Source organism: Speluncibacter jeojiensis, from assembly GCF_029589495.1.
GTDB classification, from domain to species: domain Bacteria; phylum Actinomycetota; class Actinomycetes; order Mycobacteriales; family Mycobacteriaceae; genus Speluncibacter; species Speluncibacter jeojiensis.
In genome coordinates this window covers 709,025-731,251 of record NZ_JAAIVF010000002.1, presented here as the reverse complement: position 1 = coordinate 731,251, position 22,227 = coordinate 709,025, and the positions used below count along the sequence as shown (strand labels likewise).

General features: G+C 70.4%; 24 protein-coding genes and 1 pseudogene. 16 read left to right on the top strand and 9 right to left on the bottom strand.

The genetic code is table 11. The features are described 5' to 3' along the window. Positions 1 to 59 precede the first annotated feature (59 nt). From G4X40_RS10575 to rraA, 4 genes are read right to left on the bottom strand one after another with little or no spacing between them, the layout of a single operon-like run. Positions 60 to 512 carry a VOC family protein gene (locus tag G4X40_RS10575; protein WP_277832273.1) on the bottom strand — a complete coding sequence of 151 codons (453 nt, stop codon included), beginning with the start codon at positions 510 to 512 and terminating at the stop codon, positions 60 to 62. Positions 513 to 519: 7 nt separating this feature from the next. Next, positions 520 to 1,428 (bottom strand): sucrase ferredoxin, encoded by a 909-nt coding sequence (locus tag G4X40_RS10570; protein WP_277832272.1) that lies wholly within the window; start codon positions 1,426 to 1,428, stop codon positions 520 to 522. Beyond that, a complete protein-coding gene (locus tag G4X40_RS10565) occupies positions 1,425 to 2,636 on the bottom strand; it encodes an alanine racemase (protein ID WP_277832271.1) in 1,212 nt (403 codons plus the stop codon). The genes G4X40_RS10570 and G4X40_RS10565 overlap by 4 nt, the downstream gene beginning before the upstream one ends. Before the next feature lies 1 nt (position 2,637). Continuing rightward, a complete protein-coding gene (gene rraA, locus G4X40_RS10560; protein ID WP_277832269.1) occupies positions 2,638 to 3,144 on the bottom strand; it encodes a ribonuclease E activity regulator RraA in 507 nt (168 codons plus the stop codon). A gap of 99 nt (positions 3,145 to 3,243) precedes the next feature. Between rraA and G4X40_RS10555 the strand changes: the two genes are divergently transcribed. From G4X40_RS10555 to G4X40_RS10545, 3 genes are all read left to right on the top strand, one after another. Next, positions 3,244 to 3,684 (top strand): TIGR03668 family PPOX class F420-dependent oxidoreductase, encoded by a 441-nt coding sequence (locus tag G4X40_RS10555; RefSeq protein ID WP_277832267.1) that lies wholly within the window; start codon positions 3,244 to 3,246, stop codon positions 3,682 to 3,684. 41 nt (positions 3,685 to 3,725) lie between these two features. Further along, positions 3,726 to 4,322 (top strand): class I SAM-dependent methyltransferase, encoded by a 597-nt coding sequence (locus G4X40_RS10550; RefSeq protein ID WP_277832266.1) that lies wholly within the window; start codon positions 3,726 to 3,728, stop codon positions 4,320 to 4,322. Between the two features lie 220 nt (positions 4,323 to 4,542). After that, positions 4,543 to 4,746: a cold-shock protein gene (locus G4X40_RS10545; protein WP_277832265.1), complete on the top strand. Its 204-nt coding sequence runs from the start codon at positions 4,543 to 4,545 to the stop codon at positions 4,744 to 4,746. Positions 4,747 to 4,870: 124 nt separating this feature from the next. Here the strand turns inward: G4X40_RS10545 and G4X40_RS10540 are convergent, their stop codons facing one another. Both G4X40_RS10540 and G4X40_RS10535 read right to left on the bottom strand, forming a co-directional pair. Then, positions 4,871 to 5,044, bottom strand: a complete 174-nt coding sequence (locus G4X40_RS10540; RefSeq protein ID WP_277832263.1) for a hypothetical protein — start codon at positions 5,042 to 5,044, stop codon at positions 4,871 to 4,873. Between the two features lie 83 nt (positions 5,045 to 5,127). Then, entirely contained in the window at positions 5,128 to 5,910 is a 783-nt protein-coding gene (locus tag G4X40_RS10535) for a MerR family transcriptional regulator (protein ID WP_408642168.1), read from the bottom strand. A gap of 206 nt (positions 5,911 to 6,116) precedes the next feature. Between G4X40_RS10535 and G4X40_RS10530 the strand changes: the two genes are divergently transcribed. Beyond that, positions 6,117 to 7,670: a succinic semialdehyde dehydrogenase gene (locus G4X40_RS10530; protein WP_277832259.1), complete on the top strand. Its 1,554-nt coding sequence runs from the start codon at positions 6,117 to 6,119 to the stop codon at positions 7,668 to 7,670. Positions 7,671 to 7,733: 63 nt separating this feature from the next. On the opposite strand, the gene G4X40_RS10525 is transcribed toward G4X40_RS10530, so the two are convergent. After that, positions 7,734 to 7,991: a hypothetical protein gene (locus G4X40_RS10525; protein ID WP_277832257.1), complete on the bottom strand. Its 258-nt coding sequence runs from the start codon at positions 7,989 to 7,991 to the stop codon at positions 7,734 to 7,736. A gap of 307 nt (positions 7,992 to 8,298) precedes the next feature. Here G4X40_RS10525 and G4X40_RS10520 point away from each other — a divergent pair, with 307 nt between their 5' ends. Both G4X40_RS10520 and G4X40_RS10515 read left to right on the top strand, forming a co-directional pair. Then, a complete protein-coding gene (locus G4X40_RS10520; protein WP_277832255.1) occupies positions 8,299 to 8,988 on the top strand; it encodes a hypothetical protein in 690 nt (229 codons plus the stop codon). Between the two features lie 150 nt (positions 8,989 to 9,138). After that, positions 9,139 to 9,633 (top strand): COG4315 family predicted lipoprotein, encoded by a 495-nt coding sequence (locus G4X40_RS10515; RefSeq protein ID WP_277832253.1) that lies wholly within the window; start codon positions 9,139 to 9,141, stop codon positions 9,631 to 9,633. 28 nt (positions 9,634 to 9,661) lie between these two features. Here the strand turns inward: G4X40_RS10515 and G4X40_RS10510 are convergent, their stop codons facing one another. After that, entirely contained in the window at positions 9,662 to 10,546 is an 885-nt protein-coding gene (locus G4X40_RS10510; protein WP_277832251.1) for a DMT family transporter, read from the bottom strand. 397 nt (positions 10,547 to 10,943) lie between these two features. Here G4X40_RS10510 and hpnC point away from each other — a divergent pair, with 397 nt between their 5' ends. The 10 genes and pseudogenes from hpnC (at position 10,944) to G4X40_RS10465 (ending at position 21,222) form a co-directional block, all read left to right on the top strand. Then, complete coding sequence (gene hpnC, locus G4X40_RS10505) at positions 10,944 to 11,840, top strand: squalene synthase HpnC (RefSeq protein ID WP_277832250.1); 897 nt, start codon at positions 10,944 to 10,946, stop codon at positions 11,838 to 11,840. Next, complete coding sequence (locus G4X40_RS10500) at positions 11,837 to 12,718, top strand: phytoene/squalene synthase family protein (RefSeq protein WP_277832249.1); 882 nt, start codon at positions 11,837 to 11,839, stop codon at positions 12,716 to 12,718. The genes hpnC and G4X40_RS10500 overlap by 4 nt, the downstream gene beginning before the upstream one ends. Further along, positions 12,715 to 14,088: a hydroxysqualene dehydroxylase HpnE gene (gene hpnE, locus G4X40_RS10495; RefSeq protein WP_277832247.1), complete on the top strand. Its 1,374-nt coding sequence runs from the start codon at positions 12,715 to 12,717 to the stop codon at positions 14,086 to 14,088. The genes G4X40_RS10500 and hpnE overlap by 4 nt, the downstream gene beginning before the upstream one ends. After that, positions 14,085 to 15,092 carry a polyprenyl synthetase family protein gene (locus tag G4X40_RS10490; RefSeq protein WP_277832246.1) on the top strand — a complete coding sequence of 336 codons (1,008 nt, stop codon included), beginning with the start codon at positions 14,085 to 14,087 and terminating at the stop codon, positions 15,090 to 15,092. The genes hpnE and G4X40_RS10490 overlap by 4 nt, the downstream gene beginning before the upstream one ends. Continuing rightward, positions 15,089 to 16,996: a squalene--hopene cyclase gene (gene shc / locus G4X40_RS10485; RefSeq protein WP_277832245.1), complete on the top strand. Its 1,908-nt coding sequence runs from the start codon at positions 15,089 to 15,091 to the stop codon at positions 16,994 to 16,996. Before G4X40_RS10490 ends, shc begins: the two co-directional genes overlap by 4 nt. Further along, positions 16,993 to 17,463: pseudogene (locus G4X40_RS22890) on the top strand (hypothetical protein); the annotation flags it as partial. The gene shc and the pseudogene G4X40_RS22890, both read left to right, overlap by 4 nt. A gap of 66 nt (positions 17,464 to 17,529) precedes the next feature. Next, positions 17,530 to 18,507: a 4-hydroxy-3-methylbut-2-enyl diphosphate reductase gene (gene ispH / locus G4X40_RS10480; protein ID WP_277832413.1), complete on the top strand. Its 978-nt coding sequence runs from the start codon at positions 17,530 to 17,532 to the stop codon at positions 18,505 to 18,507. Continuing rightward, positions 18,504 to 19,514 (top strand): adenosyl-hopene transferase HpnH, encoded by a 1,011-nt coding sequence (hpnH, locus tag G4X40_RS10475; RefSeq protein ID WP_277832243.1) that lies wholly within the window; start codon positions 18,504 to 18,506, stop codon positions 19,512 to 19,514. Before ispH ends, hpnH begins: the two co-directional genes overlap by 4 nt. Positions 19,515 to 19,520: 6 nt before the next feature. Then, complete coding sequence (locus G4X40_RS10470; protein WP_277832241.1) at positions 19,521 to 20,156, top strand: response regulator; 636 nt, start codon at positions 19,521 to 19,523, stop codon at positions 20,154 to 20,156. Positions 20,157 to 20,238: 82 nt separating this feature from the next. Next, positions 20,239 to 21,222, top strand: coding sequence for an NYN domain-containing protein (locus tag G4X40_RS10465; protein WP_277832239.1), 984 nt, complete (start codon positions 20,239 to 20,241; stop codon positions 21,220 to 21,222). 22 nt (positions 21,223 to 21,244) lie between these two features. Here G4X40_RS10465 and G4X40_RS10460 read toward each other — a convergent pair whose 3' ends face one another. Beyond that, complete coding sequence (locus G4X40_RS10460; RefSeq protein WP_277832237.1) at positions 21,245 to 22,222, bottom strand: Acg family FMN-binding oxidoreductase; 978 nt, start codon at positions 22,220 to 22,222, stop codon at positions 21,245 to 21,247. Between the last annotated feature and the right edge of the window lie 5 nt (positions 22,223 to 22,227).

Here is a 22,227-nt window from a genome sequence, read left to right as displayed (position 1 = left end):
GGTGCCGCGATGCTACGCCCGGCTGGACGACTCCGCGGCCGGAACGGCTGGTCGGAGGACTAGACGGCGCAGAACTCGTTGCCCTCGGGATCGCGCATGACCCACCAATGACCGGCGGGACCCTTGTCGATCTCGGCGACCCGCGTCGCCCCCAGGCCTTCGAGACGGGACACCAGCGCGTCGAGTCCGCCCGGCTCACCGTGGATGTCGAGGTGCAGGCGGTTCTTGCCGGACTTGGCCTCGGGCACGTCCTGGAACAGCAGGCGGCGCCCACGCCCGACACCGCTGTGCTGATCGAACGGGTCATCGGGATGCCGGATCGCCGCATAGCCGCGGAAGTTCTTGCACCCCCGATGTTCGGCGACGGCCTGCTCGGGGAGCTGTCCGGCGGCGAGCAACTGCTCGATCAGCGCACTGGGGTCCTCCACCTCGTAGTCGAGTGCGGCCGCCCAGAAGTCCGCGAGCGCGGCCGCATTCGCGGTGTCGATGACCAGCTTCCAGCTCAGAGCCATGCGACAGTCATAGCGAATCCTCCGGCGCGCTGCAGGGTGAGAGTTCCCGTACCGACACAACCCGTACCGCCTGGACCGGCTTCGGCTTGGCGCCGCAACTGACCGGACGCGGTGGCAGGGCCTCGGACTTCACATTCACTTCCCAGCGCCGGCCGTCACGGTGGGTGACGACGGGAATCGCGCCCGATTCGTCGACGACGAGGTCATCGATGCGCGACGAAACCCTCTCGCGCACAGTCATCTCCGCGACCTGACCCGATGGTGTCCAGCAACTTCGCCCGCGCAAGCCCTCGGCCGCCACCTCGCCGCGGCGCGCGGCCTCGACCGCCCGTGCACTGCCGGCGGTGTCGAGTCGTCCGTACGTGTACCCGGAGGGCAGCAGGATCAGCGACGGCGCGAACCGGTGACCACCGGTGTGCGAGCACTCCCACACGTCGGCCTCCAGGCCGGCCAGGTGCGCCGCGACCGGACGGCCCAGCACTGCGCAGCACTTGTCCCGCTTGCCGTGGGCGCACACCAGTGTCAACGGATCGGTGACTGTCTGGCCCAACCGCGGTGCGCCGCCGCGGATGCGATGAAGATCCAGATCCAGCAGCTCGGCCGGGTCGCCGACCTCCAGGCGCTCGCACCACGAGTTCTCGGGGTGCGAGTGGGCGAGGAACACGGTCCGCCGGCGCGGGGTGGTGTCGCCCCGTCCGGGGCGGCGAATGAGCATCAGCCGCACTCCCGCCCGCTTGGTGCGCACGGTCAGTTCTTCGGAGAGGTTTTCGCCCAACGCTTTTCCGTCGAGCACGTCGTGGCCCCACGCGCCGGGGTGTTCGAGCAGCACCCAGCCCGTCACGTGCGCGGCGGTGCCCGGCAGCGGCTCGTCGGCCGCGGAGAAGGCGGAGCAGGTCTGCGTCGGATCCACCGTCACAGGAAGCACTGACCTTCGCCGCGGTACGTCGGCACCGCGTCGATCACGTCGCCGCCGCGAACCAGGTGAACCTGGTTGAAACGCTCGAACAACTCGCCGGACTTCGCGTGCCGCAACCACACCCGGTCACCGATCTGCAACCGGGCGGCGGCGTCCCCGTGCAGTGGGGTCTGCACCTCGCCGGCGCCCTCCTCCTTGTCGAAGCGCAGTCCGGCCGGCAGCGCCGGGGTCGGCACCCGATCCGCGCCGGGGATGCCGCTGGCGATGTAGCCGCCGCCGAGCAGCGTGGCCATCGACGGCATCGGCTTTCGGACCACCGGCATCGCGAACGCGCACGCCGGTTCCAGCTGGAGCGACCGGTAGTTGTCGAACAACCTCGGGTCGAACAACCCTGAGCCGGCGGCCAATTCGGTCACGGCGCCGACCGCGGAAGTGCGCTGAAGGCTGCCGGTGCCGCCGCCGTTGATCAGCTCCAACGGGGGCTCGCCGTGCGCCGCGAGGGTCGATTGGACCGCGGCGATCACCGCCGGGAAGCGCTGCGCGATCTCCTTCATCGACGCGGCCTGCATCAGTCGCACCGCCAACTGGCGCAGCGGACGCCCGGGAACGATGTCGCCGACACCGGCGATGTGACCCTCGTAGCCGAGCATCGAGGTCAGCCGGACACCGTCGGTGCGGCAGACGAGTTCGGCCAATTCCGCTGCCTGGCGGGGTTCTCGGACCGGGGAGCGCTTCGGCCCGATCTTGGCCACGGTGCCCCCGAGTGGCCACCACCCAAGGTCCACCTCCAGGCACACCGGCACGACCGCACCGACGGATGCCGCTGCGGCGCCGATCAATTCGACGTGAGCAGGGTCGTCGACCAGCAGCCGGATGGTGGCGGACGAGGCCGCCACCTTCGCGAGGGCCGCGGTGTCCACGCTCGGGTAGGCGACGAGGATGTCGTCGATGCCGTGCTCGGCCAGGTGCAGCGCCTCGGCCGGGGTGAACGCCAGCACGCCCGCGAACCCCGGGTTGTTGTCGAGCACGTGCCGGATCAGTGCCGTGCAGCGGATCGACTTGGAGGCCAACCGGATCGGGAATCCGCCGGCGGCCTCCACCAGGAACCGTGCGTTCGCGTCGAGCGCGTCGAGGTCGACCGCGGCCAGCGGGGCCGGGTGCGCCGCCAGCGCCGCATCCAGCCGCCGCAGGCTCGAGGAGGTGCGCATGTCAGCCCTTCGCCACGTCGGGCAGGGCGTCGGCGGCTACGACCACCACGCCGTCGGGGTCGCTGAAGACGATCTCGCCCGGGTTGAACGTGACGCCTCCGAAGCTGACCGGGACGTTCTTCTCGCCGGAGCCGGTCTGGGTGCTCTTGCGCGGGTTGGTCCCCAGCGCCTTGATGCCGATGGCGAGGGTGCGCAGGATCGCCGAGTCGCGAACACCGCCGTTGATGATCACCCCGGACCATCCGTTGTTCACGCCGCGTCCGGCGATGACATCTCCGACCAGTGCGGTGTGCACGCTCGCGTCACCGTCGACGACCAGCACGCCGCCGTTGCCGGGCTCGCCGAGGGTCTGCTTGACCAGCAGGTTGTCCTGGAAGCACTTGATCGTGGTGACGGGGCCGGAGAACGCGGCCCGGGCGCCGAACTGGATGAACTGGGTGTCGCAGCTGCGGATGGACGGGCCGATCTCGTCGGCGAGGTCGGCGGTGGCCACGGTGGCGTCAGACATGAAGATTCCGTTCCTGCTCGCGTGCGGGGGACGTTTGTCAAGCCTAGTCTCGCTCGGTGTTCCGGGCGTGCGCGCCCGGCCGAAGCGTACGGTCGCCGTATGCGGTCGCAGGAGGCGCGCGCCCGGTTCGTGGCGGCCCGAGTGGGCCGTCTGGGGACCGTCGGTGCGGACGGCACCCCGCACCTGGTGCCGGTGGTGTTCGTACAGCTCAGCGATGCGGTGTACACCGCGGTGGACCACAAGCCCAAGACAACGCGGCGACTGCGCAGGCTCGAGGACGTCGCCGCGACCGGACGGGCGGGCCTCGTCGTCGACCACTACGAGGAGGATTGGACGGCGCTGTGGTGGGTGCGCGCCGACGGCGCCGCGGAGGTGATCGAGGCGGAGACGGCCGAGGGCGCGGTCGCGCTCGACGCGCTGGTCGCCAAGTACCCGCAGTACCGGGACCGCCGTCCGGCCGGACCGCTGATCGCTATCCGCGCGCTGCGGTGGAGGTGGTGGTCGGCGGGTTGTCCGGCGCCGGCGCCCGGAATAGCGTGAGATCACCCGGCGGTTGCCGGTCCACGCCCGGGAGGCTGGTCATGGGTCCCTGGTACAAGCTCTACTACCGCGTCGGATTCACCCCGTGGGAGCGTGCCGGTGCCCGCTTCGCCGCGGTGCTCGACGTGTTCCTCGCCCGTGAGGGGCTGACGCCCGGGCGGGCGCTGGACGTCGGGTGCGGGACGGGACGCCACGCGATAGAACTGGCGTCACGAGGATGGCAGGTCACCGGGCTGGACCGGGTTCCGCTGGCCCTCGAGCGGGCGCGGCGTCGCGCGGCCGCAGCGCAGGTCGACGTCACCTTCGTCGAGGCGGATGTGACGAACCTTCCGGCCGGTGTGGGGGACGGGTTCGACCTGGTCATCGACCTCGGCTGCTTCCACGGACTCGGTGTCGCCGAACGCGACGCCTATGGCCGCGGGCTCGACCTCGCCGCCAGTCCCGGCGCGAACCTGCTGATGTTCGCGTTCGCGCCGCAGCGCCTCCCCGGGCTGCTGCCTCGTGGCGTGTCGCGGGCGGACCTGGAGCGGGCGCTGTCGAACTGGACGGTCGCCGGCGAGTCCGCCGCCGACGTGACCTCGCTGCCGGCGATGCTCGGCAGAGCCGATCCGCACTGGTTCCATCTGGTTCACCGATGAACAGACGCGGTCCGGGTCGCGGTGAGCGTTATCCGGGCAGATGTGACAGACTGTAGGCGGTCGTAGTGTTTGTGTTTGTGTTAGCCCACGCTCGCAAATCCTGAATGTTGCGGGCGGATGATTTCTCCTTCACGGGATGTCCTCGCCGCCGAGTGACGCCGGCCCGGACGGTCGAGAACCGTTGACTGTCCGAATCGACGCAAGAACGAGGAGAAATTCCATGGCAGAAGGCACCGTGAAGTGGTTCAACGCTGAAAAGGGCTTCGGCTTCATCGCGCCCGACGACGGCAGCGCGGACGTGTTCGTCCACTACTCGGAGATCAAGACCAACGGCTTCCGCACCCTGGACGAGAACCAGCGGGTGACCTTCGAGGTCGGCCAGGGCACCAAGGGCCCGCAGGCCACCGGCGTCAGCCCGCTCTGATCTGAGCGCCCGCGGCCGGGGAGACCCGGTCGCGGTGCCGTTCGGCCCCGCCCGCGGGGCCGACAGCGATCCAACACGAAGGCCCTCGCTCCAAGGAGCGAGGGCCTTCGTCGTCGTGTGGGTGTCAGCCCGCGGAGTCGGCCTTGCGGGCGGCCTCCGTCGGCGCCTGCTTGCTGCTCGAACGCTGCAGGAAGTTCGGGAACAGCGAGATGAGGAACATCAGCAGCGTCCCGACGATCACCAGCGCGATCACGATGAAAACGACTGCGATGCCGAAACCGGCGCCGATGCTCTCCATGTGCCTTACCTCTCCACTGTCTCCACGATGCTGTGTAGTAGAGGCAGCGTACCGTCCGGGCGATCAGGCGCGGCCGACGGCCCTCACAGATGCGGTCGCGCGTTGGCGACGATCGCGTCGTGCACGTATCGGGCGAGGCCCGGGGCCACGTCGTCGTAGTGGGCGCGGAAGCGTTCGTCCGCCAGATACATCTCGGCCAGGCAGGTCTGCATCTGGTGCGAGCAGTCGTAGAACTGCCCGATCTGCGCGCGATGACGCTCGGCGAGTTCCCCGGCACGCGCGCCGTCCGCCGGTGCGCCGTCGGAGAGTGCGGCCGCGAAGTCGGCCTCGAGGGCGTCGGTCTCGGCCTTGATCCGCTGCCAGTCCGCCTTGGTGAACTTCGCGGTCCGGGACTGCGACTGTGCCCATGCGCCGGTGTCGCCCCAGCGCTCCTGTGCCTCCGCGGCGTACTCCTCGCCCGGCCAGTCGTCGCCGAAGATCTCGCGTTGCTCTTCGGGGGTGAGCTGGATGCCCATCTGTTTCGCCTCCATCATCTTCTCCACGGCCGTGGCCATCTGACGCAAACGATCGATCCGAGCCGTGAGCAGCCCGTGCTGCCGACGCAGGTGTGCCATCGCGTCGACGTCCGGATCGTCGAGGAGTCGTCCGATTTCCTCCAGCGCGAACCCCAATTCGCGGTATGTCAGCACCCGGTGCAACCGCTCGACGGCGGCCGCGTCGTACACCCGGTACCCCGCGCTGGTGCGGTCGCCGGGGGTCACCAGACCGATCTCGTCGTAGTGGTGCAGGGTGCGCACGCTGACGCCGACCAGTTCGGCGGTCGCGCCGACCGTCAGGGTCCTGTCGCTGTCGTTCACGTCTGCCACCGTGCAGCCTCCCGCCGCGTGAGGGTCAAGTATCAGCCGAAAACGAGCATCGCCGGGGACCGGTTCGCGGGGTGTGGATGCGACTACAGTCGGCTTCGAGGCCGATGTCGGGCGTTCGCGGGAGCGGTGGTCCGACGGGCACGACGAACTACCTGTAACCAGTAGTACTGTGTTGTCGACCACGCCTGTAGAGCTAGGGGAATGCCATGCCTGCGCCGTCCGCCGAGACCTTCGCCCGTCTCGCCGAATCGATCGCCATCCCGGAGGCCGCCCAGCGCCCCACCAAGCCCGTGATCGAGGTGTTCACCGGCCGCGAGTTGGCGACCGTTCCGGTCGGCACCGCGCAGGATGCGGTCGACGCGATCGCGCGGGCCCGGGTCGCGCAGCGGCAGTGGGCCCAGCGCACGCCCGCGCAGCGCGCCAAGATCTTCGATCGCTACTACACGTCGGTGCTCGAGAACCGCGATGCGCTGATGGACATGGCACAGGCGGAGACCGGCAAGTCCCGCGCGTCGGCGCTCGAAGAGGTCCTCGACATCGCGATGACCGCCCGTTACTACGCGCGCACGGCGCCGAAGCTGCTCGCCCCGCGGCGGGTCCAGGGCATGCTGCCCGGGCTGACGAAGACGGTGGTGCGACACCAGCCCAAGGGCGTGGTCGGCGTGATCTCGCCGTGGAACTACCCGATGACGCTGGCGGTCTCCGATGCGATCGCGGCGCTGATGGCGGGCAACGCGGTGGTGATCAAGCCGGACAGTCAGACCCCGTACTGCGCGCTGGCCTGCGCGGAACTGCTGTACCAGGCGGGACTGCCGCGCGAGCTGTTCGCGGTGGTGCCCGGTCCGGGTTCGGTGGTCGGCACCGCGATCGTGGAGAACACCGAGTACCTCATGTTCACCGGCTCGACCGCGACCGGCAAGACACTCGCCGAGCAGGCGGGGCGACGGCTGATCGGCTACTCGGCCGAACTCGGCGGCAAGAACCCGATGATCGTCACCGCCGGCGCGAACCTGAAGAAGGTCGCCGAGGCGGCGGTGCGGGCGTGCTTCTCCAACTCCGGCCAGCTGTGCATCTCGATCGAGCGGATCTACGTCGAGAAGTCGGTCGCCGACGAGTTCACCCGGGTGCTCGGCAAGCGGGTCGCGGACATGAAGCTCGGCGCCGGCTACGAGTTCGGCCCCGAGATGGGCAGCCTGATCTCCGTCGCGCAGGTCGAGACCGTCACCAAGCACGTCAACGACGCGGTCACCAAGGGGGCCACCGTCGTCACCGGCGGCAAGGCCCGCCCCGACCTGGGTCCGCTGTTCTTCGAACCGACCCTGCTGACCGGCGTGACCGAGGACATGGAGTGCGCGGCCAACGAGACCTTCGGGCCGCTGGTGTCGATCTATCCGGTCGACAACGTCGAGCAGGCCATCGCCAAGGCGAACGACACCGAGTACGGGCTCAACGCCAGCGTGTGGGCGGCGTCCACGTCCCAGGGCGAGGCGATCGCCGCGCGGATCCATGCCGGCACCGTCAACGTCAACGAGGGTTACGGCCCGACCTGGGGCAGCACCGGCGCGCCGATGGGCGGCATGGGCGTCTCCGGTGTGGGTCGTCGGCACGGCGCCGAGGGCCTGCTCAAATACACCGAGGCGCAGACGGTCGCGACCACGCGCGTGGTGAACCTCGGCGGACCGACCTGGATGCCGAACACGCTCTGGGCCAAGCTGATGCCGCACGCGATCAAGCTGCTGCGGTTCCTTCCCGGTCGCTGACAGGACCGGACTCCGGGCGCGGCCACACGGCAGATCGCCTGTGGCCGCGACCTTTTCGTATTCTCAGTCGCGCCCGCGCCGGCGCAGGATCAGCCAACCGACCACGAGGCCGCCGAGGATCGCCGCGATCACCTTCGGCATGATGTTGCTGTCGGGCGCCTCGTAGTCCTCGTAGGCCGGATGCGGGTGGATCGGCTGCGGCTCCTCCTCGGGCGCGTCCCGGACCGCGTCCGCGGCGTCCGACGCCGCCTCGGCCACGGACTCGGTCGCCTCGCTCGCTGCGCTCTCGACCTCGCGGGTGTTGTCGTCCTGCTCCGCCATGTGTCACTCCTCGCCCGGGTCGCACCCGTGTCTCGTCCCCATCGCCGATCGCGTCCCGTTCCATCATGCGCTGAGCAGGCTCGGATCAGGGCGGCTCGGCGGTGGGCTCGGACCGCGAGTACCGGTGTGTGATCACGCTCACGCGGTCATCCTCCACGTAATCATCCGCAAAGGCGTGTAAGCAGCGGTAAATCGTCCGCGCATGCGAGAGATCGGTTACCGTGTCGCAACGTCGCGGACACGGAGGTGACACGACCGCTTCAGAGGATGCAGAAAACGATCACTCGGCCGAAGGGGATGTGGACGCATGAAGATCCGGAAGTTCGCCACGACATCGGTGCTGCTGGTGGCGGCCATGGGGGCGGCGGCGGGAACCGCGAATGCGGCACCGTCACCGGCGGCCGCGAAGGACGCCGCCAACGTACTGCACTGGAACCTCGCGCGACAGGGCGATCACGTGGTCCTGCGAACCGACTCCGGCTCGTTGACCAGCGAGGACGGTCACCTGGTGGTGCGCAATGCCGCCGGCAATGCCGCCGCGGCGGTGCCGCTGGCGTACGCGGTCATCAGCGAGCCGGGCAAGGTGTTCCCGGTGGCTGCGCGCATCGACGACGACACCGCGACGCTGACGCCGAGCCGGACCGCCGACGCCGGGCTGTCCGCGAAGGTCCCGGGACTGCACCCGGCCGACCTGAACTCGGCGGTCGCGGCGGTCAAGGACCCGATCGGGCTGACCTCGCAGATCGGTGGGTTCGTCGGTGCGGCCGCGGGCATCGTCGGCGGCTGCGTGCTGGGGGCCGCGGCGGCCGGGGTGGTCTCGGCGCCCGCGGTCGAGTTGCTCGGCGCCGGACCACTGGCCGGCTGCGTGGGCGGGGCGCTGTTGCTCGGCACCACCGCGGGCTTGGCCGGCACCGCGATCGGTGGGCTGGGTGGCGTCGCGGCCAACGCGCAGCCGTTCCTGCAGAAGCTGAACGAGCCCGCCAAGCCGGCCAAGTAGCGCCGGCGCGATGGTCGCGAACGCGCGAACAACAGATAACAGACTGGTCAAACCTCGCCACCGGGCCGGGGAACGCGCCTAACGTCGTACCGTCGTTCCCCGGGCGCAACGGCGCCGCGGCGGTAGCCACACCGGTGAGAGGTGAGGCACGTGAGGCAGTCCACGCGTGTGTTGGCGGTGGCGTTCGCGCTGTCCGGCGGCCTGGCCGTCGCGGCATGCGGCAGTGCCGGTCCGTGGACCCCGCCCGCGCACCCCGCCGTGGTGTCGCTGCACCGCGGCGGGGCGGGCGGGTATTTGATCGATGGGGGCGGCAGCCCGCTGTACGTGTTCGCGCGGGACATCAACACGGTCTCGGTCTGCAACTGGACCTGCAGCGCGCGCTGGCTGCCGTTGACCACCGCGGGCTCCCCGGATGCCACCCTCGGTGTCGACGGCGACCTGCTCGGCACGACCGACCGTCAGGACGGCACGACACAGGTCACGTACCGCGGACATCCGCTGTATCGGCTGGTCGGCGACCGGGACCCGGACAGCGCCGCCGGTGCCGGCCGGCTCGAGTTCGGGGGCCGGTGGTGGCTGGTGTCTCCGGCGGGGGACGCCCTGACCGGCGGCGGTCCGGTGCCCCTGCCGCTGCGAGGCGCGTGACGGCGATCGTGGGCGCAGGGTCGGTCGGTCACCCCACGCGCTTGTGATGCCGCTCGGCGATCCGATGGAACTCCCCGGTCACCAGCGGGGACCTGCCGATCACGATCACCCCGGCGACGATCGCGATGATTCCGACGACCTGCCCGACGATCGCGGGAAGACTGGTGTTCACCCGCTCGTCGAACAGCATGATGCCGAGCGCGATCCCGACGACCGGTTCGACGGCGGTCTGCGCCGGCAGTGAGGCGGACAGCGGCGCCGCGGCGAAGGCCATCTGGGTGAAGGTCAGCCCGACGACGCCGAGCCCGATGACCGTGTAGGGGATCCAGCTGGTCAGCAGCGCGCCGATGCCGTGGGTGAGCAGGTGGTCCGCGGCCTGGGTCAGCGTGTCCTGCAGGCCGAACAGCATGCCCGCGGCGGTGGCCAGCAGTGCCGCCTCGGTGAGCGAGCCGAAGCGCTTGAACAGCAACACGATCACCAGCACCACCGCGAGGATCGACCCGAAGGCGGCCGCCCAGCCGATCATGTCGGCCGATTCCGGTGACCCGCCGTCGGGCCGTCCGGCGGCGACGAACAGTGCCAGACCCGCGACGAGGACCACCGCCCCGATCCCGTCGAGCAGTTGCATGCGCCGGCGGTGGTACAGCGCGGTCAACGGAAGCGCGAACAGCAGGGTGCTGGCGAGCAGCGGTTCGACGAGGGCGACGGCGCCCTGCGCGAAGGCGGCGGCGCTGGCGATCAGGCCGCCGATCATCGCGACGATGCCCGTGACCCAGAGCGGCCGCCGGAGCAGGTCGACGAGCAGATAGGGGGAGAAGCGCAGCGCGACCGGTTCCTCCTCGGCGGCGTGCTGTTGCAGCACGAACCCGATGGCGAGCAGTACCGCTGCCGTCAACCCGAGGACGTAGACCACGAACGTATTGTCCGCGCGTTACCCGCAAATGACCATGCACGAACATGGTCACCGGTGTTCGACGTGAGACGGTTCTGTTGGACAGCAAGCCAATACGTCGCGAATATCCGGCAATATGTGACTCACGGTATCAATAGTGTTATGTCGCCGCGCTTTTCGATTCTCGTATAGGCGATGACCTGGGTTTCGGCGTAAACGGTCGGCCGGTTGAAATGGCCACGGCCGGTGTGTAACTGGACGACAGCCCATCTCGATCATGCAATTTCGGACCGCTTGCGATGTTCTCGATTCCGACAACACGCCCAGCGGGGCGACGTAACGTCGTACCTGCCATCCCGAGCGGTTGAGAAGTGCAACATCAGCACCAGCACCCGACACCACAGCCGGAGGAGGGGTATTGGCCGGCACAACTGGTCGATCGATTTTCGTGGCGCGGGACGCCGACCGGTCCCCGTCGCCGCGCGAGCAGCCCGGTGATGAGGGGCTGCGGATCAAGGCGCGCAACGAGAACTTCCCCGTCGCGTCGGTTCTGCTCCCGCGCGCACACCGGCGCCACCTGACCGCGCTGTACGGGTTCGCGCGCACCGTCGACGACATCGGCGACGAGGCGCCCGGCAACCGCATGGCCCTGCTCGACCAGGCCGCCCACCAGCTCGACCGCATCTACTCCGGGCGGCTGACCCCCGAGTCGCCCTACCGTGAGCTCTCCGCCACGATCCGCGAGTGCGATCTGCCCCGCGGGCCCTTCGACCGGCTGATCCAGGCGAACCGTCAGGACCAGGTGGTCACCCGATACGCGACGTACGCGAACCTGCGTTCCTACTGCGCACTGTCCGCCGATCCGGTCGGCGAGCTGGTACTCGGCATCTTCGGCGCCGCGACCCCCGCGCGGATCGCACTCTCCGACCGGGTGTGCACGGCGTTGCAGCTGCTCGAACACGCGCAGGACGTCGGCGAGGACGCGACGGCCGGGCGGATCTACCTGCCCACCGAGGACCTGATGCGCTTCCGCGTCGACGAGGCGGACCTGCTCGCGCCGGCCGCGACCCGCGGCGTGCGGGCGCTGGTCGGGTTCGAGGTGCAGCGCGCGGTCCGCCTGCTGGACGAGGGCACCGCGCTGGTCGCATCGCTGCAGGGCTTCGCCAAGGTCGCCGTCGCCGGCTATGTCGCGGGCGGCCTGGCGACCGCCGAGGCCCTCGCCGCCGCGGAATTCGACGTGTTGGGACGCGATCCCAGGCCGGGCAGGCGCCGCACCGCGACGCTGGCGCTGGGTCTGTGGAGGGGGAGGCGATGAGTGCCGCGACGAGCACGACGAGCAACGTCGAGGAGGCCTATGAGCGCTGTCGGCAGATCACCGCGGCGGAGGCGAAGAACTTCTCGTACGGAATCCGGCTGCTGCCGCCGCCCAAACGCGCCGCCCTGAGCGCTGTGTACGCCTTCGCGCGGCGCATCGACGACATCGGCGACGGCGACCTGCCCGCCCCGCAGAAGCTGGTGGACCTCGAGCTGGCCCAGCAGCAACTGCGCGCGCTCGACGAGCACCCCGAGGATCCGGTGCTCACCGCACTGGCCGACGCGGCCCGCACGCAGGGCCTGCCGCTGGGCGCCTTCGACGAACTGATCGAGGGGTGCCGGGCCGATGTGCTGGGCACGCAGTACCGATCGTTCGCGGAACTGCACCACTACTGCCGGTGTGTGGCGGGGTCGATCGGGCGCCTGTCGTTGGCCGTGTTCGGCAGCCACGACCCCGACGGCGACAGCGATCTCGCCGACGCGCTGGGTGTCGCGCTGCAGCTGACCAACATCCTGCGGGACGTGCTCGAGGACCGGCGGGACGGCAGGATCTACCTGCCGGCCGACGAACTCGCCCAGTTCGGCTGCACCCTCGATCTGGACGATCGGGGCAACCTGTCCGACCCGCCGGAGCGGCTGCTGGCGCTGTTCGAGTACCAGGCCGCCCGCGCCGAGGAGTGGTACACGGTCGGCCTGCGGCTGCTGCCGCAACTGGACGGCCGCAGCCGCGCGTGCTGTGCTGCGATGGCGGGCATCTATCACCGGTTGTTGCGCCACATGGCGATTCGGCCGCACACCATCCTGACCGAACGGACCAGCCTGCCCGACCGCGAGAAGGTCGCGGTGGCGGTCGGCGCATTGGCGGGAGCGATGCGATGAACGGCAAGGTGGTCGTGGTGATCGGCGGCGGGCTCGCGGGCCTGACCGCGGCCTGCGACCTGGCCGACTGCGGCGTGCGGGTGACGCTGGTGGAGGCGCGCGGCCGGCTCGGCGGCGCCACCTTCTCGTTTCACCGCGACGGGCTGACCGTCGACAACGGCCAGCACGTCGTGATGCGTTGCTACAGTGACTATCTGGCGTTGCTGGACAGGATCGGATCGAGCGACGGCATCGCCATGCAGAACCGCTTCCGGATGCCGGTGCTGCTGCCGGACGGCACCAGGACCACGCTGACCCGCACCGGCGGCCCCGCGCCGCTGCACCTCGGGCTGGGGCTGGCCCGCTACCGTGCGCTGAGCATGGCCGACCGCGCCCGCGTGCTGCGCGCGGCGACCGCGCTGCGCCGGCTCTCCCCCGACGATCCGGAACTGGACGGCCGCACCTTCGGCGACTGGCTGCGCGAGCACGGCCAGACCCAGGCGACCTCGGACGCTCTGTGGAACCTGATCTCGGTCGCCGCGCTCAACACGGACGCGGACGAGGCGTCGCTGGCCTCGGCGGTCATGGTGTTCCGCACCGCGCTGCTCGACCGCAGCGACGCCGCGGACATCGGCGTGCCCGTCGTCTCGCTCGACGAACTGCACGTGCGTCCGGCCGCGCGGTATCTGCGGGCGCGCGGCGGCCGGATCCTCACGCACAACGCGGTGCGGCACATCGAACCGTTGGACCGCGGCTATGTCGTGCGGCTCGACGGCGCGGACCTGCACGCCGACGGCGTCGTGGTCGCGACCCCGCCGGAACCGGCGGCGCGGATCTGCCCCGCGCAGACCGGACTGCGCCCGGACGAGCTGGAGCGGCTCGGCAAGAACCCGATCATGAACGTGCACATGGCGTTTCGGCGCAAGGTCACCGACCTCCCGTTCGCGGCGGTGCTCGACTCACCGGTGCAGTGGTTCTTCGACCGCACCGAGACCGCCGGGTACGAGGGCGGCCAGTACCTGACCATCTCGCTGTCCGCCGCGGACCGGTGGATCGGCACGCCCGCGCCGGAACTGCGCGGGATCTTCGAGCGCGAGCTGGTCCGGCTGCTGCCGGGGGCGGCCGACGCCGAACTCGAGCACTTCTTCGTCACCCGCGAGCGCCGCGGCACCTTCCGTCAGGCGCCGGGTACCGCGGGGTTGCGGCCCGACGCGCAGACCCCGCTGCCCGGTCTCGCGCTGGCGGGCGCGTGGACCGCCACCGGCTGGCCGGACACGATGGAGGGCGCGGTGCGCAGCGGGCACCGAGCCGCCGACCTGGTCTTCTCCGACATCTCAGCGCAGGACGCCACCCCGGCCTCGACTCATCCCGCAGGAGGCATCACCTCATGACGACCACACTGCCCGCGCCGGTCGGTGCGGCCCAGGCCCTGGTTCAGCCCGCACTGCGCAAGGCTGTCGCCGAACTGCACCCGTCCATGCGGCGGATCGTCGGCTACCACCTCGGCTGGACCGACGAGCTGGGCCACCCGGCCTCCGACGGCGGCGGCAAGGCGCTGCGGCCGACCCTGGCGTTGCTGTCCGCCCGTGCGGTCGGGGCCGACGCGGACGTGGCGCTGCCCGGTGCGCTGGCCGTCGAACTGGTGCACAACTTCTCGCTCGTCCACGACGACGTGATGGACGGCGACGAGGAGCGCAGGCACCGGCCGACCGTGTGGAAGCTGTACGGCGTGCCGGCGGCGATCCTGGCCGGCGATGCGATGCTGACGCTGGCGGTCGAGGTGCTCGGGCCGGCCGCCGACCCGGCCGCCGTGCGGTGCCTGACCGATGCCGTGCAGGAACTGATCGTCGGCCAGGCCGAGGACATCGAGTTCGAGGAGTGCGGTGCGGTCGACCTGGCGCAGTGCCTGGAGATGGCGGCCGGCAAGACTGGGGCGCTGATGCGCTGCGCCACCGAGATCGGCGCGGTGCTCGGCGGCGGGACCCCCGAGCAGGTGGCCGCGCTGCGCGCGTTCGGTGCGCACCTCGGGCTGGCCTTCCAACTGGTCGACGACCTGCTGGGCATCTGGGGCGCGCCGGCGGTCACCGGCAAGCCGGTGCTCTCGGACCTGCGCAGCCGCAAGAAGTCGGTGCCAGTGGTCGCCGCACTGAACTCGCAGACCCGGGAGGGCGCCGAACTCGCCCTGCTCTATGCGGAACCGGAGCCGAGCGACGAGGCGCAGCTGCGCGAGATGGCGCGACTGGTGGCGGAGTCCGGCGCGCTGGAGTGGACCCGACGTGAGGCGCGTGCGCAGGTGCTGCAGGCGCAGGGCTGCCTCGAACACGTCGGTGCGCCAACGGAAATAGATCTGTCCCTACGTGAATTGGCGGCTTTCATGACGGAGCGTGACCTATGACCGAACTGCGCGAGATCACCGACGATGTCGTCTTCGGCGACGCGGTCCGCGAGGCCACCGAACGGGCCCGGACCCATCTGCTCGGGCTGCAGCACCCCGAGGGGTGGTGGAAGGGCGAACTCGAGACCAACGTGACGATGGACGCCGAGGATCTGATGCTGCGGCAGTTCCTCGGCATCCGGGACGCGCAGCGCAGCGAGGAGTCGGCCCGGTGGATCCGGTCGCAGCAGCGGCAGGACGGCACCTGGGCGAACTTCCGTGGCGGTCCGGCGGACCTGTCCACCACCGTCGAGGCCTACACGGTGCTCAAGATGGTCGGCGACGACCCGGACGCGGCGCACATGGCCCGGGCCCGCGAGTACGTGCTGGCGCACGGCGGCATCGAGGCCACCCGGGTGTTCACCCGGATCTGGCTGGCGCTGTTCGGGGAATGGTCCTGGGACCGACTGCCGGTGCTGCCGCCGGAGATCGCGCTGCTGCCGAAGTGGTTCCCGCTCAACATCTACGACTGGGCCTGCTGGGCGCGCCAGACCGTGGTCCCGCTGACCGTGGTGTGGACGATGCAGCCGCGCCGCGACCTCGGCGTGAGCGTGCGTGAACTGCGCACCGGCACACCGGAACCGCCGCTGGCGTCGTGGCGCAGCTGGGCGGGCGCCTTCCAGCGGTTGGACAAGGTGCTGCACCTGCTCGAGAAGATCCCGAGGACGCCGCTGCGCCGGCTGTCGCTGCGGCGGGCCGAGAAGTGGATCCTGGCCCGGCAGGAGGCGGACGGCGGTTGGGGCGGCATCCAGCCGCCGTGGGTGTACTCGATCATCGCGCTGTATCTGCGCGGGTACGACATGGATCACCCGGTCCAGAACAAGGCGATGGCCGGACTGGACGACTTCACCATCCGGGAACAGACCCCGCACGGCTGGGTACGCCGTCTGGAGGCGTGCCAGTCGCCGGTGTGGGACACCGGGCTCGCGCTGACCGCACTGCTGGACGCCGGCACACCCGACGACGACCCGGCACTGATCCGGGCCGGGAACTGGCTGCTGGACCAGGAGATCAGCGTCAAGGGCGACTGGTCGGTGCGCCGGCCCGACCTCGCGCCGTCCGGTTGGGCGTTCGAGTTCGCCAACGTCAACTACGCGGACACCGACGACACTGCCGAGGTGGTGCTGGCCCTGCGCCGGCTGCGCCACCCCGACCCCGCACGCATCGACTCCGCGGTCGCCCGCGCCACCGCCTGGATCGAGGGCATGCAGTGCCGCGACGGGGGCTGGGGCGCCTTCGACGCCGACAACACCCGCACGCTCTGCGAGAAGTTGCCGTTCTGCGACTTCGGCGCGGTGATCGACCCGCCCTCGGCGGACGTGACCGGCCACATCGTCGAGATGCTCGCGGCCGGCGACGACGCCGACGCCGCGGTCACCCGGCGCGGCGTGCAGTGGCTGCTCGACAATCAGGAGCAGGACGGATCCTGGTTCGGGCGGTGGGGCGCGAACCACGTGTACGGGACCGGCGCGGTGGTGCCGGCGCTCGTCGACGCCGACGTGCCGACCACCCACCCCGCGATCCGGCGGGCGGTGCGCTGGCTCGAGCAGCATCAGAACGAGGACGGCGGTTGGGGCGAGGACCTGCGCTCGTACACCGATCGGAGCTGGATCGGCCGCGGCGAGTCGACCGCGTCGCAGACCGCGTGGGCATTGCTGGCCCTGTTGGCAGCGGGGGAGCGCGGAGTGGTCGTGCAGGCCGGCGTCGGCTGGCTGCTGCGCACCCAACGTGAGGACGGCGGCTGGGACGAGTCCCTGTTCACCGGCACCGGCTTCCCCGGCGACTTCTACATCAACTACCACCTGTACCGCCTGGTCTTCCCGCTCAGCGCGCTGGGCAGGTTCCTCTCCGTCGGTGACCGATGACGACCGCCGGCCCGCGCTCCCTCGTGGTCGCCACCGCGACGGGTGTCGAGGCCGCTGCGACGCGGCCGGGACTGGCCGGTGCGACGCTGGTGCGGGCCGGGGTTCGCGCCCGCCGGGGTGATCGGGTCCGGTCGGCACTGATCGCGAACAGCCCTGCGGCACTGGCGATCACCGGCGTCGCCGGCGCGCTCGTCGACGGCATCGGCGTCGGGGAGGTGGTGGTCGCCGACGAGGTCCGCGCGTCCGCGGGCACGCATCGGCTGGCGGCCGCGCCGCTGCTGGTCACCGCGCTGCGCGAGGCCGGGCTGACGGCGCACCTGGGTCCGATCCGGCAGAGCGGGCACATGGTCGGGCGCGGCGAACACGCCGCGCTGGCCGCGGACGGGTCGATCGCGGTCGACATGGAGTCCGGAGTGCTGCTGCAACTGGCCGACGGGGCGCCGACGGCGGTGCTGCGCGTCGTCTCCGACACCCCGGACCGTCCCCTGTGGTCCCCGTCGACGGTGTCCGGCGGGCTGACCGCGCTGCGTACGCTGCGTACCGTCGGGACGGTGCTGAGCCGGTGGGCAGCCGCGACCGGGGACCGCCGGTTGGTGATGGCCTCGCCGCGCTCGTTCTGCGCCGGGGTCGAGCGTGCGATCCGGATCGTCGACAGCCTGCTGCAGACCCGGCAGGCGCCGGTGTACGTACGCAAGCAGATCGTGCACAACTCGCGGGTGGTGCACGGGCTCGAGGGCAGGGGAGCGGTGTTCGTCGACGAGCTCGCCGAGGTGCCCGACGGTGCCACGGTCGTCTTCTCCGCGCACGGGGTGGCGCCCGCGGTGCGCGCCGATGCGGCGCTGCGCGGGCTGGACGTCGTCGACGCCACCTGCCCGCTGGTGGCGAAGGTGCACACCGAGGCGAAGCGGTTCGTACGGGACGGTCACACGGTGTTGCTGATCGGCCACGCCGGGCACGAGGAGGTCGAGGGCACCCTCGGTGAGGAACCCGCCGACACGGTGCTCGTGCAGAGCGTGCACGACGCCGAGCGGGTGCAGGTACGCGACCCGGAACGGGTCGCCTACCTGATGCAGACCACCTTGGCCGCGGACGAGGCAGCCGATGTGGTAAACGTTCTGCGCGAACGCTTTCCGAGTCTGCGCGGGCCGGATTCCGACGACATCTGCTACGCCACCACCAACCGCCAGCGCGCCGTGCGGGCGGTGGCTCGGCAGTCGGACCTGGTGCTCGTCGCCGGATCGGAGAACTCGTCGAACTCGCGGCGGCTGGTGGAGGTCGCGCAGCGTGAGGGCACCGAGGCGCACCTCGTCGACGACGCCGGACAGGTCTCGCTGGACTGGCTCGCGCGCGCCCGCACGATCGGGATCTCCGCCGGCGCCTCCGCGCCCGCGGAGGTGGTCGACGAGATCGTCGCGGCCCTCGGGGCACTGGGGAGGATACGGATCGACACACACGAAACAACCACGGAGAAAATCAATTTCACATTGCCGAAGGAGGTTCGTCAGCAATGAGTATGCCGTTGTACCAAAGCATGAGGATCGCTCGGTACCTGCTCGAGCAGAAGGTTCGGGGCAACAAGAAGTTTCCGCTGATCGTCGAATTGGAACCGCTGTTCGCGTGCAACCTCGCATGCGCGGGCTGCGGCAAGATCCAGCAGCCGGCCCATCTGCTCAAACAGCGGATGCCCGTGGAGCAGGCCGTGGCCGCGATCGAGGAGTCCGGCGCGCCGATGGTGTCCATCGCCGGCGGCGAGCCGCTGATGCACCCGGAGATCGACAAGATCGTCGCCGAGTTGGTCAAGCGCAAGAAGTTCGTCTTCCTGTGCACCAACGGGGTGTTGCTGCGGAAACGGCTGGAGCGCTTCGACTTCAAGCCGTCCCGCTACTTCGCGTTCGCCGTGCACGTGGACGGTCTGCAGGAGCGGCACGACGCGTCCGTCTGCAAGGAGGGCGTGTTCGACGAGGTGGTCGAGGCGGTGCGCGAGCTGAAGAGCCGCGGCTTCCGGGTCACCACCAACACGACGGTGTTCAACACCGACACCCCGCAGTCGGTCATCGACGTGCTGGACTTCCTCAACGATGACCTGCAGGTCGACCAGATGATGGTCTCGCCGGCGTACGCCTACGAGAAGGCGCCCGACCAGGAGCACTTCCTCGGCGTGCAGGAGACGCGCGAGCTGTTCCGCAAGACGTTCGCCGACGGCCGGCGCAAGAAGTGGCGCCTGAACCATTCTCCGCTGTTCCTCGACTTTCTCGAAGGCAAGGTCGACTTCGACTGCACCGCATGGGGAGTGCCGTCGTACTCGCTGTTGGGCTGGCAGAAGCCGTGCTACCTGATGGCCGACGGCTACGTGAAGACCTACAAAGAGCTGATCGAGACCACCGACTGGGAGAAGTACGGTCGCGGCCGCGATCCGCGCTGCGCCAACTGCATGGCGCACTGCGGGTACGAGCCAACCTCGGTGCTGGCGACGCTGGGTTCGCTCAAGGAGACCATCCGCGCCGCCCGAAGCAGTTAGCGGCGGGTGTACACCGTCTTTCTGGTCGACGATCACGAGGTGGTGCGGCGGGGGCTGACCGACCTGATCGAGGCCGACGAGGAGCTGACGGTGGTCGGCGAGGCCGGCAACTGTTCGCATGCGCTGGCGCGGATCCCGGCGTTGCGGCCGGATGTCGCGGTCCTCGACGTGCGGCTGCCCGACGGCAGCGGGGTGGAACTGTGCCGCGAACTGCGCTCGCGCATGCCGCAATTGCAGTGCCTGATCCTCACGTCGTACACCGATGAGCAGGCCATGGTCGACGCGATCCTCGCCGGCGCGGCCGGATACGTGATCAAGGACATTCGCGGACTCGACCTGACGAAGGCGATCCGCGAGGTCGGGGCGGGCGGGTCGCTGCTCGACGAGCGCGCGACGGCCGCGCTCATGGCGGAGGTGCGTGGCGAGCACGAGCAGCGCGGAGCGCTGGCGAAACTGAGCCCGCAGGAGCAGCGGCTGCTCGACCTGCTCGGTGAGGGACTGACCAACCGGCAGATCGCCGGGCGGATGCACCTGGCGGAGAAGACCGTCAAGAACTACGTGTCGCGACTGCTGGCGAAGCTCGGGGTGGAGCGCCGAACCCAGGCGGCGGTGATGGCGACACGGCTCGGGCGGCGGCACTGATACACGCGGGTCGGTTCGGTAATCGTCACGAGCGTGTCGTGAGATCGGCAGTTTCGCATATCTGTCATGTCATAGTGGGCGCATGCGGTCGACCTGCTCCCTGTACATCGATGTCGGATACCTGCTCGCGTCCGCCGCGACCCGCGTCACCGGCACCTCGCTGCGCAGCGGGATCCATCCCGAGTACGCGAAGCTGATCAGCTCGTTGGTCGACGCGGCCGAGGCGCGGTCGGGCCTGCCGGTGCTGCGGGTGCACTGGTACGACTCGGCGAAGAACGGGGTACCCGACGCGCAGCAGGAGCGGATCGGCGAGATCCCCAAGGTCAAGCTGCGGCTCGGCCGGTTCGGCGTCGACGGCAAACAGAAGGGCGTCGACCTGCGCATCGGGCTCGACCTCGTCGCGCACGCCCGCAACAGCGCGTCCGACGTGTTTTTCCTGGTCTCCGGCGACGACGACCTGACCGAGGCGGTCGAAGAGGCACAGGTGCACGGGGTGCAGGTCGTGCTGCTCGCGGTGCCCAACGCCGACGGCAGGCCGCACGGCGTGAGCCGGTACCTGATCCGGGCGGCCGACGAGATCGACACGGTCGACGGCGCGGCCGTCGACGGTGCGGTGATCAAGGTCGAGCACCCGCCGGTGCGCGAGCCGGCCGCACCGGTGCAGGCGCCTGAGCCGCCTCTGCCGACGGCCGCGGCCGCCGTGCGCCCGACCCCGCGCGACCTCGCCGCCGCGGCCGCGCACTGTCCGACAGCACCGCCTCCGACGAGCGTGCTGGCGTACAGCTCGTCGACCGGCTCTCCGGCGCACCTGCTGCCCGAGTACCAGGAGCAGGAGGAACAGGATCGGTTGCTCGACGAGGTCGTGATGCGGGTGCTGTCGTCGATCCGGACGAGCGCGTCGTCCGAGGAGCAGCAGCAGCTCCAGAGCGCGCGGCCGTCGATCCCCTCCGACATCGACCGCGCCCTGCTGATCGACGCCTCCGACGCGCTGCAGGTGTACGACCTGGACGAAGGGATCCGCTACCGCCTCCGGGCGCGCTTCTGGGAGAAGCACGACGAGAGCTGACGGGCGGGGCGAGTCGAAGCACTCACCGCACCCGGTACACGTCCTCGACCGACCGCCGGGCGGTCTGCCCGACCAGCGGCGGGTGCCGAGGACCGCCGAACCGGATGGCCACCTGCGGGTACCGGCAGGGCGACCCGGCCACCGCGGTCGTGGCCCGCACGATCTCGCGGCTGGCCGGGACTTCGGTCACATGGGTGAGTGGGCAGGTGGCGAGGTGCAGGACGGTGGCCTCGAGCAGCACCGACGACAGTGCTTCGCCGACGTGCAGCCAGTCCCGCGGCGTGTCCGTGCAGGTGCTGAGCACCCCCAGTGCGGCCTGGTCTTCGTCACCGTCCGCCTCGAGGGTGCCGGCAGGGAAGGTGCGGGCGATCTCGACGGCGGGAGGGCCGTCGACCGCCGCGGGCAGCAGGTTGCGGGGGATCCCGTCGTCCCGGCTGTGCCCGCTCCACCACAGCAGTTCGGCCCGGTAGGCGGGGTCGTACCGGTGAAGTGCGGCGCTGGTCCGCGAGGCACGGGCCAGCTCGTCGCGTGCCTCGGGGCCGAGCAGGGTCATGGTGGCGCCGTGCCGCCGCGCGGCGCGATCGAGGTCGTGCAGCGCGACCTCGCTGGGCCGGCGGAACGGGCGGCGGTCGGTGCGGCGGTGTTCGATTGCGAGGAACAGTGCGGCGTCGCGGGGATCGAGGTCCTCGACGCGATCGAACGTGATGTCGGCCAGCAACGACGGATCCGCCGGGTCGGGGAAGCGTCGCACCGTCGGTGCCAAGCCGAAGTGCGGCAAGGCGATCCGCAGATGGTGCAGTGCCGCACCGCAACTGATGATCGCCTGCCGCCCGGTCGGATCGGTCGTGTCGAGCAGGCGGCGCTCGTCGACGTACAGGTGCAGGCCGGCGCTGTCGTAGACGAACCGCCACGGCTGACTGTTGTGCAGCGACGGGGCGCGGCAGGCCCATTCGACGGAGGTGCAGATGAGTTCTTCGCGGGGTGCGAGTGCGGTGGTCATGCTTC

What these genes read in the sequence shown, in the direction of transcription:
- G4X40_RS10575 (WP_277832273.1), bottom strand. Translation starts at nt 512, where the DNA reads ATGGCTCTGAGCTGGAAGCTGGTCATCGACACCGCGAATGCGGCCGCG.
- G4X40_RS10565 (WP_277832271.1), bottom strand. Translation starts at nt 2,636, where the DNA reads ATGCGCACCTCCTCGAGCCTGCGGCGGCTGGATGCGGCGCTGGCGGCG.
- rraA (WP_277832269.1), bottom strand. Translation starts at nt 3,144, where the DNA reads ATGTCTGACGCCACCGTGGCCACCGCCGACCTCGCCGACGAGATCGGC.
- G4X40_RS10555 (WP_277832267.1), top strand. Translation starts at nt 3,244, where the DNA reads ATGCGGTCGCAGGAGGCGCGCGCCCGGTTCGTGGCGGCCCGAGTGGGC.
- G4X40_RS10550 (WP_277832266.1), top strand. Translation starts at nt 3,726, where the DNA reads ATGGGTCCCTGGTACAAGCTCTACTACCGCGTCGGATTCACCCCGTGG.
- G4X40_RS10545 (WP_277832265.1), top strand. Translation starts at nt 4,543, where the DNA reads ATGGCAGAAGGCACCGTGAAGTGGTTCAACGCTGAAAAGGGCTTCGGC.
- G4X40_RS10540 (WP_277832263.1), bottom strand. Translation starts at nt 5,044, where the DNA reads ATGGAGAGCATCGGCGCCGGTTTCGGCATCGCAGTCGTTTTCATCGTG.
- G4X40_RS10530 (WP_277832259.1), top strand. Translation starts at nt 6,117, where the DNA reads ATGCCTGCGCCGTCCGCCGAGACCTTCGCCCGTCTCGCCGAATCGATC.
- G4X40_RS10525 (WP_277832257.1), bottom strand. Translation starts at nt 7,991, where the DNA reads ATGGCGGAGCAGGACGACAACACCCGCGAGGTCGAGAGCGCAGCGAGC.
- G4X40_RS10520 (WP_277832255.1), top strand. Translation starts at nt 8,299, where the DNA reads ATGAAGATCCGGAAGTTCGCCACGACATCGGTGCTGCTGGTGGCGGCC.
- G4X40_RS10500 (WP_277832249.1), top strand. Translation starts at nt 11,837, where the DNA reads ATGAGTGCCGCGACGAGCACGACGAGCAACGTCGAGGAGGCCTATGAG.
- hpnE (WP_277832247.1), top strand. Translation starts at nt 12,715, where the DNA reads ATGAACGGCAAGGTGGTCGTGGTGATCGGCGGCGGGCTCGCGGGCCTG.
- G4X40_RS10490 (WP_277832246.1), top strand. Translation starts at nt 14,085, where the DNA reads ATGACGACCACACTGCCCGCGCCGGTCGGTGCGGCCCAGGCCCTGGTT.
- shc (WP_277832245.1), top strand. Translation starts at nt 15,089, where the DNA reads ATGACCGAACTGCGCGAGATCACCGACGATGTCGTCTTCGGCGACGCG.
- hpnH (WP_277832243.1), top strand. Translation starts at nt 18,504, where the DNA reads ATGAGTATGCCGTTGTACCAAAGCATGAGGATCGCTCGGTACCTGCTC.
- G4X40_RS10465 (WP_277832239.1), top strand. Translation starts at nt 20,239, where the DNA reads ATGCGGTCGACCTGCTCCCTGTACATCGATGTCGGATACCTGCTCGCG.
- G4X40_RS10460 (WP_277832237.1), bottom strand. Translation starts at nt 22,222, where the DNA reads ATGACCACCGCACTCGCACCCCGCGAAGAACTCATCTGCACCTCCGTC.